The sequence below is a fragment of the Variovorax sp. OK212 genome (genome assembly GCF_900112425.1).
In the GTDB taxonomy this organism is placed as follows: domain Bacteria; phylum Pseudomonadota; class Gammaproteobacteria; order Burkholderiales; family Burkholderiaceae_C; genus Variovorax.
This window is the reverse complement of sequence record NZ_FOLP01000004.1, coordinates 147,795-161,929: the sequence shown is the minus strand read 5'-3', so window position 1 is coordinate 161,929 and position 14,135 is coordinate 147,795. Positions and strand designations below refer to the sequence as shown.

Genomic DNA, 14,135 nt, shown 5'->3' with positions numbered 1-14,135 from the left:
CCCCTGCCCTCCCCCGGGAGGGGAGGGAGAAATGCAGGCAGCCTGCGATGCACGACATGTGTCTTGCTCCTTCCCCTTCCGGGGGAAGGTTGGGATGGGGGCAGGCCTTCGATCAGGCGCCGTGGTTGTTCGAAGGCCGTCGTGCCCCCACCCCGCCCTCCCCTGGGAGGGAACGGAGAAAGGCAAGCAGCCTGCGATGCACGACGTGTGTCTTGCTCCTTCCCCTTCCGGGGGAAGGTTGGGATGGGGGCGCGCCTTCGATCAGGCGCCGTGGTTGTTCGAAGGCCGTCGTGCCCCCACCCCGCCCTTCCCCGGGAGGGGAGGGAGAAAGGCAAGCAGCCTGCGATGCACGACGTGTGTCTTGCTCCTTCCCCTTCCGGGGGAAGGCTGGGATGAGGGCGCGCCTTCGATCAGGCGCCGCGCTTATTCGAAAGCCGTCGTGCCCCCACCCCTGCCCTCCCCCGGAAGGGGAGGGAGAAACTCAGCTCTTCCTGGCGTCGCGGTAGAGCTTCTCCACCTTCGGCAAATTCGCCTCCAGCTTCGCAATGCGGTCCGGCCCGGTCGGGTGCGTCGACAGGAAATTCAATCCGCCCTGGTTCTTGGAGGCCGTGGCCATCTTCTGCCACAGCGACACCGACGCCTTCGGATCGAAGCCCGCGCGCGCGGCGAGCTCCAGGCCCACCAGGTCGGCCTCCGTCTCGTCGCTGCGGCTGAACTTGAGGGTGATGAGCTGCGTGCCGGCGCGCGCCGCCAGATCGCCCACCTGCCCCAGGCCGAGCAATTGCGCACCGATGGAGAGCGCCGCGCCGGTGCCCGCGCTCTTGGCCATGCGGGCGCGCGCGTGCTCGCGCAGCGCGTGGGCCATCTCGTGGCCCATGACCATGGCGACTTCGTCGTCGCTGAGCTTGAGCTGCTCGAGGATGCCGGTGAAGAAGGCGATCTTGCCGCCGGGCATGCAGAAGGCGTTGATCTGCTTGCTGCCGATCAGGTTGACCTCCCACTTCCACTCGCGGGCACGTGCGTTCCACGGCGTGGCGAAGGGAATGAGGCGGTTCGCGATGGCGCGCAGGCGCTGCAGCTGCGGGTTGCCGTCGCCCGCCAGCGCGCCCTTGGCGCGTGCCTGTTCGAGCAGCTGGCCGTACTGCTGAACGCCGGCCGCCTCGATCTTGTCGGCGGGCACGAGGTTGCGCGCCATCGAGGCATTGCCGACGTTGACCTGCGCCAGCGCCGCGCCGCTCAGGGCCGTGCCGGCCACGCCGGCCGCGGCCAGCAGGAAGGCCCGCCGTGGATTCCAGGGCGACGCCGCGGCCGGCGCGGCGAATTCGGAGCGATCGCATCGTATGCACATAGGGGCCGGATCATAGGAACAAATGAAGACAAACGGCGCCCCGATGGCCCCCGTCACTCATGGACAATCCCTCACCCATGTCCGCATCGCCTGCAGAAACCCCCACCTCCCCCACCCCGCCCTGGCGCGACGCGCTGAAGGTCTACCTCGAACCCGCCACGCTGCGCATGCTGGCGCTGGGTTTTTCGGCGGGGCTGCCGCTGCTGCTGGTGCTGGGCACGCTGAGCTTCCGGCTGCGCGAGGCGGGCATCGACCGCACCACCATCGGCTACCTGAGCTGGGTCGGGCTGGCCTACGGCTTCAAGTGGGTCTGGGCGCCGCTGGTCGACCGGCTGCCGCTGCCGCCGCTGACCACGCTGCTGGGGCGCCGGCGCGGCTGGCTGCTGCTGGCGCAGGGCCTGGTCGTCGCGGGGCTGGTCGGCATGGCCATGAACGACCCGCGCCTGGGGCTCACGCCGCTGATCTGGTGCGCGCTGCTGGTGGCCTTCGGCTCGGCCACGCAAGACATCGCGCTGGACGCCTTTCGCATCGAATCGGCCGAATCGCGCAAGCAGGCCGCGCTGGCCGCCGCCTACCAGACGGGCTACCGGCTCGCCATGATCTGGGCCGGCGCGGGCGTGCTGTGGGTCGCGGCCTGGGCCGAGGTGGCGCCGGCCGTGGCCGCCACGGGGGCCGCGGCCTACCAGAACGGCGCCTGGAAGACGGCCTACCTGGTGATGGCCGGCTCGATGGCGGTGGGCGTCGTCACCGTGCTGCTGTCGCCCGAACCGGTGCAGCGCGCGCTGCCCAAGGCGAAGAACGCGGCCGAATGGCTGCAGGGCGCGCTCATCGAGCCCTTTGCCGACTTCATCCGCCGCTACAAGTGGCAAGCCGCGCTGATCCTCTCGCTGATTGCCATCTACCGCATCAGCGACGTGGTGATGGGCATCATGGCCAACCCGTTCTACGTGGACATGGGCTTCACCAAGGACGAGGTGGCCACGGTCAGCAAGATCTACGGCGTGGTCATGACGCTGGTGGGCGCCTTCGTGGGCGGCGTGCTGTCGATGCGCCTGGGCGTGATGCGGGTGCTGATGCTGGGCGCGGTGCTCAGCGCCGCCAGCAACCTGCTGTTCGCCTGGCTGGCCTCGCGCGGGCACGACCTGACGGCGCTGATCGCCGTGGTCTCGGCCGACAACCTGGCCGGCGGCATCGCCTCGGCGGCCTTCATTGCGTACCTGTCGAGCCTGACGAACATCAGCTACTCGGCCACGCAATACGCCCTGTTCAGCTCGCTGATGCTGCTGCTGCCCAAGTTCATCGCCGGTTATTCGGGCGTCTTCGTCGACGCCTACGGCTACAGCACCTTCTTCATTGCCACCGCGCTGCTGGGCGCGCCGGTGCTGGTGCTGGTGGCGCTGGCGTCGCGGCTCACGACCACCCGCGGCGACCCGCACGGACGTCGGGAAGACGCGGACACCCTATAGGACAAGGCCGACGCCGGGCGCCCCGCGCAACTGGTAGGCTGTTCGCGTTTACATTCGTTTCCTGACGTTTTTGATACTTTTCTGCGCTTCGCGCGCCTTGCCAGCCAGCCCAACTACAAGATCGTGCCGTCCCGAATCTCTCCTCTCCAAATCACCGCCTACACGGCGACGTCCGCCGTCGGTGTCGGCAAGGAAGCGCTGGCCGACGCGCTGGCGCAGTCGCGCAGCGGCCTGCGCGCCAACGACTTCGGCGACGCGCCGCTGCCGACCTGGATCGGCCGCGTCGAGGGCGTCGAGGACGTGCGGCTGCCCGGGCCGCTCGCCCACTGGGACTGCCGCAACAACCGGCTGGCCTACATGGGCCTGCAGGCCGACGGCTTCATGGAAGCGGTGGCTGCCGCGCGCGAGAAGTACGGCGCCTCGCGCATCGCGCTGATCCTGGGCACCTCGACCGCCAGCATCGGCGAGACCGAGCTGGCCTACACGCAGCTCGACGCGCAAGGCAACTTTCCGCCGAACCAGCGCCGCGCCGCGGTGCACACGCCGCATTCGCTGGCCATGTTCACGCAGGAGCTGCTGGGCATCAGCGGCCCGAGCGAAACCATTTCGACCGCCTGCTCCTCGAGCGCCAAGGTGTTCGCCTCGGCCGAGCGGCTCATCCGCCTGGGCCTGGCCGACGCGGCCGTGGTGGGCGGCGCCGACACGCTGTGCGGCAGCGTGCTGTTCGGCTTCAACTCGCTGGAGCTGGTCTCCACCGAGCCCTGCCGCCCGTTCGACGCCCATCGCAACGGCATCAGCCTGGGCGAGGCGGCGGGCTTCGCGCTGGTGGAGCGCGTGCAGACCGGCGCCGACGCCGCGCCGCTGCACCTGCTGGGCTACGGCGAGGCGAGCGACGCGCACCACATGTCCACGCCGCACCCCGAGGGCCTGGGCGCCGAGCGCGCGCTCGACGAGGCGCTGGCACGCGCGGGCCTCGCGCCGGACGCCATCGACTACATCAACATGCACGGCACCTCGAGCCAGAAGAACGACGAGGTCGAGGGTGCGCTGGTGGCGCGCCGCTTCCCCGCGCGCACGCACGCCAGCTCGACCAAGGGCTTCATGGGCCACACGCTGGGCGCGGCGGGCATCGTCGAGGCGGTCGTCAGCCTGCTGGCGATCGAGCGCGGCCTGATGCCGGGCACGGTGAACACGCGCACGCTGGACGAAGGCTTCGGCCCGCAGATCCGGCTCGAACCGGCGCGCGGCGAGGTGCGCTACGCACTGAGCAACTCCTTCGGCTTCGGCGGCAACAACTGCTCGCTGGTCTTCGGCAAGGCGGCATGAGCCCCACGAGCCCCACCAGCCAGATGAGCGACATGAACACCACCGCCCCCGTGCCCCCCACCCTCTACATCGAAGGCCCCGCCTTCTGGACCCCCACCCTGCCCGGCTGGGACGCAGCCAGCGCCGCCTTCCGCGGCGAAGGCGCGCTGGCCGACCCGCCCGCCAAGCGCCCCGCCCCGCAGGTGCTGGCGCCGGCGGAGCGGCGCCGCGCGCCCGACACCGTGGCGCTGGCGCTCGAAGTGGCGGCCGCCGCCATGGCCGCGTCGGGCCGCAACGCCGCGGACGTGCCCTGCGTGTTCACCTCGGCGCACGGCGACCTGTCGATCAACGACTACATGTGCGGCACGCTCGCGACCGACCCCAAGGTGCTGTCGCCCACCAAGTTCCACAACTCGGTGCACAACGCGGCCGTGGGTTACTGGACCATCGGCACCGGCTGCATGGCGGCCAGCAACGCCGTGTCGGCCTACGCGCACAGCTTTGCCTCGGGCCTGCTCGAGGCGGCCGTGCAATGCGCGGCCGACCAGGAGCCGGTGCTGCTGGTGGGCTACGACACGCCCACCGTGGGCGCGCTCACGTCCGTGACCGACAGCCGCGGCCTGCTGGCGGTGGCGCTGGTGCTCGCACCCGCGCCCACCGAGCGCACCGTGGCGGCGCTGCACTGGTCGATGGCCAGCGGCGCCGATGCCGCGACCGAGGCCACGCAGCCGCGTTCGGACGCGGCGAAGTCGCTCGCCGGCATCAACCCGATGGCCGACGCGCTGGGTCTCTTCGAATCGCTGGCGCATCTCGGCAAGGAGCCCCCGGCCCCCGTCGACCTGCCGCTGTCCCCCACCCTTTCACTTCGGCTGCAGCTGCAGCCGCTCAACCGGAGCTGACCATGACCGACACTGCGCCCGACACCTTCGACGCAGTGATCATGGGAGGCGGGCTGGCGGGCCTCACGCTGGCGCTGCAGCTGCGCCAGCGCTTCGCCGACCTGCGCGTGCTGGTGCTGGAGCGCCGCGCGCACCCGGTGCCGCATGCGGCGCACAAGGTGGGCGAGTCGTCGGTGGAGATCGGCGCGCACTACTTCGACACGGTGCTGGGCCTGAAGGCCCACATGGACGAGGCGCAGCTGCGCAAGTTCGGCTTTCGCTTCTTCTTCAGCGAAGGCCGCAGCGACATCGACAACGTCACCGAGATCGGCGCGAGCCGCTACCTCTCGGTGCCCAGCTACCAGATCGACCGCGGCATCTTCGAGAACTTCCTGGCCGAGGAGGCCGCGCGGCGCGGCGTGCGCTTCGTCGACGGCGCGCTGGTGCGCCGCATCGACCTGGCCGACGACCCGAAGGCGCTGCACGCGATCGAATGGACCCGCGGCGAGCACACGCACCACGCGCAGGCCCGCTGGGTGATCGACGCCTGCGGGCGCGCCGGCATGCTCAAGCGCAAGCTGGGCCTGGCCGAGGCGAATGCGCACGACGTGAACGCGGTGTGGTTTCGCATCGGCGAGCGCATCGCCATCGACGACTGGAGCGACAACGCCGAGTGGCGCGCGCGCTGCGACCCGCAGGCGCGCTGGCTGTCCACCAACCACCTGGTGGGCGCGGGCTACTGGGCCTGGCTGATCCCGCTGGCCTCGGGCTCGCACTCGGTGGGCATCGTGGCCGACCCCAAGCTGCACCCGCTGGACACCATGGACACCTTCGACAAGGCCATGGCGTGGTTCGCCACCTACCAGCCGCGGCTGCACGAGGCGCTGAAGGACAAGCGCCACCTGCTGCAGGACTTCGCGTTCCTCAAGCACTTCTCGCACGGCTGCAAGCAGGTGTTCTCGGGGCGCCAGCGCTGGGCCATGACGGGCGAGGCGGGCCTGTTCCTGGACCCCTTCTATTCGCCGGGCAGCGACTTCATCGCCATCGGCAACACCTACATCACCGACCTGATCGCGCAGGACCGCGCCGGCCGGCCGCTGGAGGCGCGCGCGCAGCTGTACGACCAGCTCTATCACTCGTTCTACGAAAGCACGCTGGCGCTCTACCAGGACCAGTACCCGCTGTTCGGCGACCCCGAGGTGCTGCCGGTGAAGGTGATCTGGGACTACGCCTACTACTGGGGCGTGCTGTCGCAGATCTTCTTCCAGCAGCGCCTCACCGACCTGCACGCGCTGGGCGGCCTGAAGAACGAGATGCAGCATTGCCAGCGGCTGAACTTCGCGGTGCAGAAGCTGCTGCGCCACTGGTCGGCCGCCAGCAGCCGCGCCAACCCGGCCGTGATGCTCGACCAGGCTGCGATGCCGTGGTTCGCCGAACTCAACCGCAGCCTGCGCGACAAGCTGGACGACGCGGCCTTCCGCGCGCGCATCCGCGCCTCGACCGTGCAGCTTCGGCAGCTGGCCGGTGAAATCCTCGAGCGGGCGCGCGCCGCCGACGCTGGCGTGGACGCCGGCGAGCTGCCCGCGTTACTCGCGGAGAATCTCGACCTCCCCCCGGTGGCCACTGGACAGGGCGCTATGCTTTTCGCAGCGAGTCCCGTTGACATGGCCGCCTGAGGTTTACCCAACTTTACGGAGCGTTCAAGCCTGCTTGCTCCCTGTGGACGACCATGAAGCGCATGAGCACCCCCCAACTCCTGATGATCGAAGACGACGCCCGCCTGGCGCAGATGGTGGGCGAGTACCTGACGCAGTCGGGTTTCGCCTTCAACCACGCCGGTGACGGCACGAGCGGCCTCGAGCAGCTGCAGCAGCACGCGCCCGACCTGGTGATCCTCGACCTGATGCTGCCCGACACCGACGGGCTCGAAGTCTGCCGCCGCATCCGCGCGCTGCCCGGCCCGCTGTCGAAGGTGTCGGTGTTGATGCTGACCGCCAAGGGCGACCCGATGGACCGCATCATCGGCCTGGAGATCGGCGCCGACGACTACCTGCCCAAGCCCTTCGAGCCGCGCGAGCTGCTGGCGCGCATCCGCGCCGTGCTGCGCCGGCGCAGCGAGAACGCCACCGAGAGCGAAGCCTCCACGGTGATGCGCTTCGGCACGCTGGAGATCGACCGCAACGCGCGCACCGTGTCGGTGGCCGGCGCGCTGGCCGACCTGACCTCCTACCAGTTCGACCTGCTGGTGGCCATGGCCGAGCGCGCGGGCCGCGTGCTCACGCGCGACCAGATCATGGAGGCCGTGCGCGGGCGCGAGCTCGAGGCCTTCGACCGCTCCATCGACGTGCACATGGGCCGCATCCGCGCGGCCATCGAGGTCGACGCGAAGAACCCCAAGCGCATCCTCACGGTGCGCGGCGTGGGCTACGTCTTCGCCAAGCAGCAAGACTGAGGGCTGCCGATGCTGCGCAGCTTCTATTCCCGGCACCTCTACGTGCGCATCTGGCTGGCGGTGGTCGCCGGCGTGGTCATCCTCACGCTGATGGCCAACTGGATCGTGCGCGAGGCGGCCGAGGCCGAGCGCGAGCGGCTGGCGCCGGTGCCGCGCAACGTGGTGGTGCTCGACGAGCAGGACAAGCAGATCGGCACGGGCACCGCGCTGCGCGTGCCGGGCCAGGGCCTGGAGTTCGACGTCACGCTCGGCGACGGCAAGGCCGTGACGCTGCGCGTGGCGCCGCGCGAGCGGCCCGGTGGCACCGGCGGCTTCGCGCCATGGCGCACGCCGTTCGGGCTGGGCTGGATGATCGCCCTGGTGGGCGTGGCGGTGGCGCTGGGCGTCTACCCGATCGTGCGGCGCATCACGCAGCGGCTGGAATCGCTGCAGCGTGGGGTGCAGCGATGGGGCGAAGGCGATCTCTCGGCGCGCGTGACCGAAGAAGGGCAGGACGAAGTGGCTGATCTCTCCAAACGATTCAACGCGTCGGCGGAACGCATCGAGAAGCTGGTGCGCTCGCACAAGTCGCTGCTGGCCAACGCCTCGCACGAGCTGCGTTCGCCGCTCACCCGCATCCGCATGGGCCTGGAGCTGATGGGCGAGCGCCCGAGCCAATCGGCGCGCGAGGAAATCTCGCGCAACATCGGCGAGCTCGACCAGCTCATCGACGAGATCCTGCTGGCCAGCCGGCTGGACGCCAGCGAGGCCGACGTGGGCACCGTCGAGGCGGTCGACCTGACCGGCCTGGCCGCCGAGGAGTGCGCGCAGGTGAACGCCGAGCTCGACCTGGCCGCGGGCACCGACAACGCCAACCTCACCGTGCCGGGCGTCTCGCGCCTGCTGCGCCGGGCCATCCGCAACCTGCTGGAGAACGCCCGCCGCTACGGCGCCGGCGAAATTTCGGTGGAGCTGGGCAGCGCCAACGGCTATTCGACGGTGCGCGTCAACGACCGCGGCCCGGGCGTGCCGCCGGCCCTGCGCGAACGCATCTTCGAGCCCTTCTACCGGCTGCCCGGCGCCAGCGAGCGCAACGGCGGCGTCGGCCTGGGGCTGGCGCTGGTGAAGTCGATCGCCGAGCGCCACGGCGGCACGGTGCGCTGCGAGGACCGTCCCGGGGGCGGCGCGAGCTTCGTGATACGGCTGCCTGCGGCTTCGGTGGCCTCGGGAGCCTCGGGAGCCTCGGGAGCCTCGGGAGCCTCGGGGATGGCGCGCGGCCACTGAGCGTCCCCCGCCCCGCCGGGGCTGGTCAGGTTGGCGCCACGGTGCCCACCTAAAATCCCGCCCCTATGCAGAGATCGCACATCGTTCGGCCCGCGGCCATGTTCTGGGGGCTGGTGGTGTTCATGCCGGTCGGCGTCACCTACCTTTCAGCCCTGCTGCTGCTTGCGACCATGCTGCTCGCCGGCGGCTACCGCGAACGCTACGCACGGCTGCGCGCCAACCCGCTGTGGTGGCCGGTGATGGCCTACCTGGCCTGGATGCTCGTCGTGCTGGCCGTGCGGCCGCACTACCCCGAGACCCCCTCCAACCTGTTCCACGGGCTGCGCATCGGCCTGACGATGCTGATGGCGATGGCGCTCGCGCGCGAGGAGGCCATCTGGGCGCTGCGCGGCTTCCTGCTGATCGCGGCGCTCAACGTGCTGCTCATCGTTCTCTACTACGCCATCGGCTTTCCGGTCTGGTCGCCGCTGCGCGCGGTGGTCATGGAGGTCGGCAACAAGTCGATCAGCAACGCGCTGCTGTTCAGCGTGGTGGCCGCCACGGCCGCCGTGTGGGGCATTGCGCAGATCGCCGCGCACAAGCCGCTGCGCGCCATTCCCGCCTTCCTGCTGATGCTGGGGCTGGGCCTGGTGGTGGCGCTGCCGCTGACCTCGCGCACCTCGGTACTGGCGCTGCTGCTGGTGATTCCGGCGGTGTGCGTGCACCAGTGGCGCAGCCACCTGAAGATGCTCGTGGGTTCGCTGGTGCTGGGCGCCGTGGTGCTCGGCGCGGGGCTCTACCAGCTGCCGCAGCTGCAGCACAAGGTCGAGACCGGCGTGCAGGAACTCGAGGAGGCGCAGGCCGGCGCGGTCTTCAAGGGCAGCTGGGTCATCCGCTACTACATGTACCGCGACACCGGCCTCATGATCGCCGACCGCCCGCTCACGGGCTGGGGCATCGGCGGCTGGACCGAGCAGTGGCACAAGCGCGGCCCCGCGCTCTTCGCCGACTCGAACATGCCGCACAACGACTTCCTGTGGGTGGGCGCGCAGGGCGGCCTGCCGGCATTGCTGAGCCTGCTGGTCATCATGGTGGCCGCCGTGTGGCAGGCCTGGAAACGCCCGGACATGGCGGGCCGCTACGCGCTGGCGGCCACGCTGATCGCGCTGATTGCCTCGAGCGTGAACTCGGCGCTGCGCGATGCGCAGATCGGGCTGGCGCTGCTGTGGATCGCGATGGTCTACCTGCGGCTGGCGCAGGAGCGGTTCGACCCGGACCCCTGGCACGACCTGCTGCCGAGGCGCCTGGCGGGCAAGATCTCCAACCCGGGCTGAATCCGCCCGTCATGCGGTCGCTGCGCCCTGCACAGGGAACCGCAGTGTCGACCGCAGCGCCGATATCCGTGCCGCATCAGCGCCGCGTGCAGCCTCAACCGTTGGTGTTGTTGTTGCCGCTTGCGCGCCTGGCCTCGGCTGCCGCGTACTGCTTGCCCGCGAAGCCGACGAAGAACCAGATCACCGCCGCGTGCAGCGCTGCCACGAAGAGCAGCACCAGCGCCAGGAAGGGCGCGCCGGCGAAACGGCTGATCGCGAACGTGACGACGACCTGCATGAGGACGTCGATGGCGAGCATGCCGAGGATCGCGCGCTTCTTCTCGTCAGGCGTGAAGTAGCGCCCGTTCTTCTTGGCGAAGTCCATGCAGACCCAGGTCACGGCCGTGAGCAGGGCCGCGACGTTGCCGCTGGTGTTGGACGCAGCTCCCGCCAGGTGCAGCGCGACGGCCACCACGGCCAGCAGCACCAGGTACGCCGCCGCGAAGCGGCGCAGGAGCGCGGGGAGCGTCAATGCCGCGAAGACACCGTCTCGCCGGCCTTCAGGCGGTACACCGTGCCGCAGTACGGGCACTTGGCTTCGCCGGTGCGCGCCACGTCGAGGTAGACCTTCGGGTGGTTGTTCCAGAGCTTCATGTCGGCCTTGGGGCTGGGGCAGAACACGCCGCCTTGATGATTGAGCTCCTTGGCCAGGAGTTCGACGACTGCATTGGTGGACATGGGATTCAGACTTTCGTGAGCCAGTGGGCGTACTTGGGATTCTTGCCGTTCACGATGTCGAAGAAGGCAGACTGGATTTTCTCGGTGATCGGGCCGCGCGAGCCGCCGTCGCCGCGGTTGCCGATCTCGACGCGGTCGAGTTCGCGGATGGGCGTCACTTCAGCGGCCGTGCCGGTGAAGAAGGCCTCGTCGGCAATGTAGACCTCGTCGCGCGTGATGCGCTTCTGCACCAGCTCCAGGCCCAGGTCCTTGCACACGTGCAGGATGGTGTTGCGCGTGATGCCGTTGAGGGCGCCGGCCGACAGGTCGGGCGTGTACACCACGCCGCCCTTGACCACGAAGATGTTCTCGCCCGCGCCTTCGGACACGAAGCCGCTCGCGTCGAGCAGCAGCGCCTCGTCGTAGCCGTCGTCCAGCGCTTCCATGTTGGCCAGGATCGAGTTGGTGTAGTTGCTCACCGTCTTGGCCTGCGTCATCGTGATGTTGACGTGGTGGCGCGTGTAGCTCGACGTTTTCACGCGGATGCCGCGCTTCATGCCTTCCTCGCCGAGGTAGGCGCCCCACGACCAGGCCGCGACCATGGCGTGGATCTTGTTGCCCTTGGGGCTCACGCCGAGCTTCTCGGAGCCGATCCAGATCAGCGGGCGCAGGTAGCAGCTTTCGAGCTTGTTCTCGCGCACCACCTGTTTCTGGGCCTCGTTGAGCTGTTCCTGCGTGAACGGGATCTTCATGCGCAGGATCTTGGCGCTGTTGAACAGGCGCTCGGTGTGCTCGGCCAGGCGGAAGATGGCCGTGCCGCCGTCTGCCGTCTTGTAGGCGCGCACGCCCTCGAAGGCGCCGCAGCCGTAGTGCAGCGTGTGGCTCAGCACGTGGATCTTGGCGTCGCGCCAGTCCACGAGTTCGCCGTCCATCCAGATCTTGCCGTCACGGTCGTCCAGCGAGGGGGGGATCGAGCTCATTTCCTGATTCCTTTGGGGAGCGGTGTGGGGGTGCGACCCGGGGGAAGTCGCAAAAGCTTTCGATTTTACGGCGGCGGGATTCCCGAGGTGCCCGACAATGATTGGTTGTCCAAACCAGTGGAAAAAGGGTTCCCGTGTCCGTATTCAAGAACGTCATCGTCTATCGCATCGAACCTGCCTGGTCCCAAACACTGGCCGAGGCGGAAGAAGGGCTCGGCAAGCAGCGCTTCGTGCCTTGCGGCCCCTCGCAGGAAAAGTCCGCGGGCTGGGTCGAGCCCCGCGGCGAGGCCAACGGCCCGCTGGTGGAGTCCATCGACGGCCAGTGGCTGGTCGAGTACATGGTCGAAAGCAAGCAGGTCCCCGGCTCCGTGGTGCGCCGCAAGCTCGACGAGCGCTGCGCCAGCATCGAGACCACCACCGGCCGCAAGCCCGGCAAGAAGGAAAAGAAGGAGCTCAAGGAAGACATCACCCTGGAGCTGCTGCCCATGGCCTTCACGCGCAGCGCGCGCGTCACGGTGTGGATCGACAAGGCCGAGAACCGCCTGGTGATCAACAGCGGCAACGCCTCGCGCGCCGACGAAGTGGTCACCAGCCTGGTGAAGTCGTTCGACGGCTTTGCCGTGGCGCTGGTCAACACGCAGATCGAGCCCGCCGCCGCCATGGCCAACTGGCTGCTCACGCAGGAGCCGCCGGCCGGCTTCACCATCGACCGCGAGTGCGAGCTCAAGGCCTCCGACGATTCCAAGGCCGTGGTGCGCTATGCCAAGCACCCGCTGGACATCGACGAGGTGAAGCAGCACATCACCGACGGCAAGCGCCCGACGCGCCTGGCCATGACCTGGGACGACCGCGTGTCCTTCGAGCTCACGCAGGGCATGCTGATCCGCAAGATCACCTTCCTCGAAGGCACGGGCGACGGCGCATCGGGCGGCAAGAAGGAAGACAACTTCGACGCCGACGTGGCCATTGCCACGGGCGAGCTCGGCCAGCTGGTGCCGGCGCTGCTCGACGCGCTGGGCGGCGAGGCGGCGTTCTCGGCGGCGCTGCCGGACGAGGCGGCCAAGCCTGCGGCTGCAACTACCGCTGCTGCCGCTGCGAAATCGAAGGCCCCGAGCGACGAGCCCGAGGAAGAAGACGCGCCGTTCTGACGCGCCTTCGAGCAGACCGCCAGGCTGAGCTTGAGGCTGAGCTTCAGGCCACCAGGTAGGTCTGCGCCAGCCGCACCCAGCAGGCGGCGCCCAGCGGCAGCACCGCGTCGTTGAAGTCGTAGCCGGGGTTGTGCACCATGCAGCCCCCGAACTCGCCCTCCCCGTTGCCGAGCATCAGGTAGCAGCCCGGCAGCGCGGCGAGCATCCAGGCGAAGTCCTCGCTGCCCGCGAAGCCCTTGGGCGCCTGCGTGAGCACGTTCTCCTCGCCCACCAGCTCCGCGCACACCTGCGCGGCCAGCAGCGTCTCGGCCGCGGTGTTGACCACCGGCGGCACCAGCTGGCGGTAGTCGATCTCGGCCTCCACGCCGTGCGCCTGTGCGGTGAAGCCCACGATCTCGCGGATGCGCTGCTCGACCAGCGCGCGCGTCTCGGGCCGCGCCGCGCGCACGTTCAGGCCCAGCGTGACCGACTGCGGGATCACGTTGTGCGTGGCGCCGCCGCGAATGAAGCCGACCGACACCACCGCCGTGTCGTCGGGCGCCACGTTGCGCGCCACCACCGTCTGCAGCGCAGTGACCACCGCAGCGGCGGCGGCGACCGGGTCGCGCGCGCGGTGCGGCATGGCGCCGTGGCCGCCCACGCCCTTGAGGGTGACGTCGGCCACATCGGACGACAGCGTCACCGGCCCCGTGACGGCCAGCATCGTGCCCACCGGCACGCCGGGCGCGTTGTGCAGCGCGTACACCGCATCGCAGGGAAAGCGCTCGAAGAGGCCGTCTTCGATCATCGCGCGCGCGCCGCAGAGGTTCTCTTCGTCGGGCTGGAAGATCAGGTTCAGCGTGCCGTCGAAGTTGCGCGCCTTGGCCAGCGCCTTGGCCGCCGCCAGCAGGATGGCCGTGTGGCCGTCGTGCCCGCAGGCGTGCATGCGGCCCGCGTTGCGGCTGGCGTACGGCAGGCCGGTGGCCTCGGTGATGGGCAGCGCGTCCATGTCGGCGCGAATGCCCAGGCGGCGCGTGCCGGTGCCCAGCTTCAGCTGCGCCACGATGCCGGTCCTGCCGATGCCGGTGTGCACTTCGTAGCCCCAGCTGCGAAGAAGGTTGGCGACGAGTTCGCTGGTGGCGCTGACCTCGAAGCCGAGCTCCGGGTTGGCGTGGATCTGGCGGCGGATGTCGACGAAGGCCTGCGTGTCGACGTCGGCCTGCGGCAGCAGGCGCGACAGGATCTTGTGGGTCTGGGGGCTGAGTTGGCGGGTCATGGAAAGAGGTCCGTTTCAGATAGGTCCGTTG

13 protein-coding genes are annotated in these 14,135 nt (G+C 69.5%); 8 read left to right on the top strand and 5 right to left on the bottom strand.

The annotated features are described in order from the left end of the window. Positions 1-481: 481 nt before the first annotated feature. Positions 482-1,348: a M48 family metallopeptidase gene (locus tag BM004_RS14500; protein WP_093127825.1), complete on the bottom strand. Its 867-nt coding sequence runs from the start codon at positions 1,346-1,348 to the stop codon at positions 482-484. Positions 1,349-1,407: 59 nt separating this feature from the next. On the opposite strand from BM004_RS14500, the gene BM004_RS14495 reads away from it, so the two are divergent. From BM004_RS14495 to BM004_RS14465, 7 genes are all read left to right on the top strand, one after another. After that, complete coding sequence (locus BM004_RS14495) at positions 1,408-2,814, top strand: AmpG family muropeptide MFS transporter (protein ID WP_093214335.1); 1,407 nt, start codon at positions 1,408-1,410, stop codon at positions 2,812-2,814. A gap of 123 nt (positions 2,815-2,937) precedes the next feature. Beyond that, complete coding sequence (locus tag BM004_RS14490; RefSeq protein ID WP_177206510.1) at positions 2,938-4,140, top strand: beta-ketoacyl-[acyl-carrier-protein] synthase family protein; 1,203 nt, start codon at positions 2,938-2,940, stop codon at positions 4,138-4,140. Next, positions 4,137-5,018 (top strand): beta-ketoacyl synthase chain length factor, encoded by an 882-nt coding sequence (locus BM004_RS14485; RefSeq protein ID WP_256219904.1) that lies wholly within the window; start codon positions 4,137-4,139, stop codon positions 5,016-5,018. The genes BM004_RS14490 and BM004_RS14485 overlap by 4 nt, the downstream gene beginning before the upstream one ends. 2 nt (positions 5,019-5,020) lie before the next feature. Continuing rightward, positions 5,021-6,673 carry an NAD(P)/FAD-dependent oxidoreductase gene (locus BM004_RS14480; protein ID WP_093214333.1) on the top strand — a complete coding sequence of 551 codons (1,653 nt, stop codon included), beginning with the start codon at positions 5,021-5,023 and terminating at the stop codon, positions 6,671-6,673. Positions 6,674-6,726: 53 nt separating this feature from the next. Continuing rightward, positions 6,727-7,449, top strand: a complete 723-nt coding sequence (locus BM004_RS14475; RefSeq protein WP_093127833.1) for a response regulator transcription factor — start codon at positions 6,727-6,729, stop codon at positions 7,447-7,449. Positions 7,450-7,458: 9 nt separating this feature from the next. Beyond that, positions 7,459-8,712 (top strand): ATP-binding protein, encoded by a 1,254-nt coding sequence (locus tag BM004_RS14470; RefSeq protein WP_093214330.1) that lies wholly within the window; start codon positions 7,459-7,461, stop codon positions 8,710-8,712. Positions 8,713-8,777: 65 nt separating this feature from the next. Further along, complete coding sequence (locus tag BM004_RS14465; RefSeq protein WP_256219903.1) at positions 8,778-10,025, top strand: O-antigen ligase family protein; 1,248 nt, start codon at positions 8,778-8,780, stop codon at positions 10,023-10,025. A gap of 94 nt (positions 10,026-10,119) precedes the next feature. On the opposite strand, the gene BM004_RS14460 is transcribed toward BM004_RS14465, so the two are convergent. Genes BM004_RS14460 through BM004_RS14450 form a run of 3 tightly spaced genes read right to left on the bottom strand, consistent with a single transcriptional unit; the run spans position 10,120 to position 11,701 of the window. Further along, positions 10,120-10,536, bottom strand: a complete 417-nt coding sequence (locus BM004_RS14460; protein WP_093214328.1) for an ABZJ_00895 family protein — start codon at positions 10,534-10,536, stop codon at positions 10,120-10,122. Then, positions 10,533-10,742: a zinc-finger domain-containing protein gene (locus tag BM004_RS14455; RefSeq protein ID WP_093127844.1), complete on the bottom strand. Its 210-nt coding sequence runs from the start codon at positions 10,740-10,742 to the stop codon at positions 10,533-10,535. The genes BM004_RS14460 and BM004_RS14455 overlap by 4 nt, the downstream gene beginning before the upstream one ends. Before the next feature lie 5 nt (positions 10,743-10,747). Then, positions 10,748-11,701 (bottom strand): branched-chain amino acid transaminase, encoded by a 954-nt coding sequence (locus tag BM004_RS14450; RefSeq protein ID WP_093214326.1) that lies wholly within the window; start codon positions 11,699-11,701, stop codon positions 10,748-10,750. A gap of 134 nt (positions 11,702-11,835) precedes the next feature. Between BM004_RS14450 and BM004_RS14445 the strand changes: the two genes are divergently transcribed. Further along, entirely contained in the window at positions 11,836-12,849 is a 1,014-nt protein-coding gene (locus BM004_RS14445) for a recombination-associated protein RdgC (protein ID WP_093127850.1), read from the top strand. 43 nt (positions 12,850-12,892) lie between these two features. Here BM004_RS14445 and BM004_RS14440 read toward each other — a convergent pair whose 3' ends face one another. Then, complete coding sequence (locus tag BM004_RS14440) at positions 12,893-14,104, bottom strand: M20 aminoacylase family protein (protein WP_093214323.1); 1,212 nt, start codon at positions 14,102-14,104, stop codon at positions 12,893-12,895. Positions 14,105-14,135 lie beyond the last annotated feature (31 nt).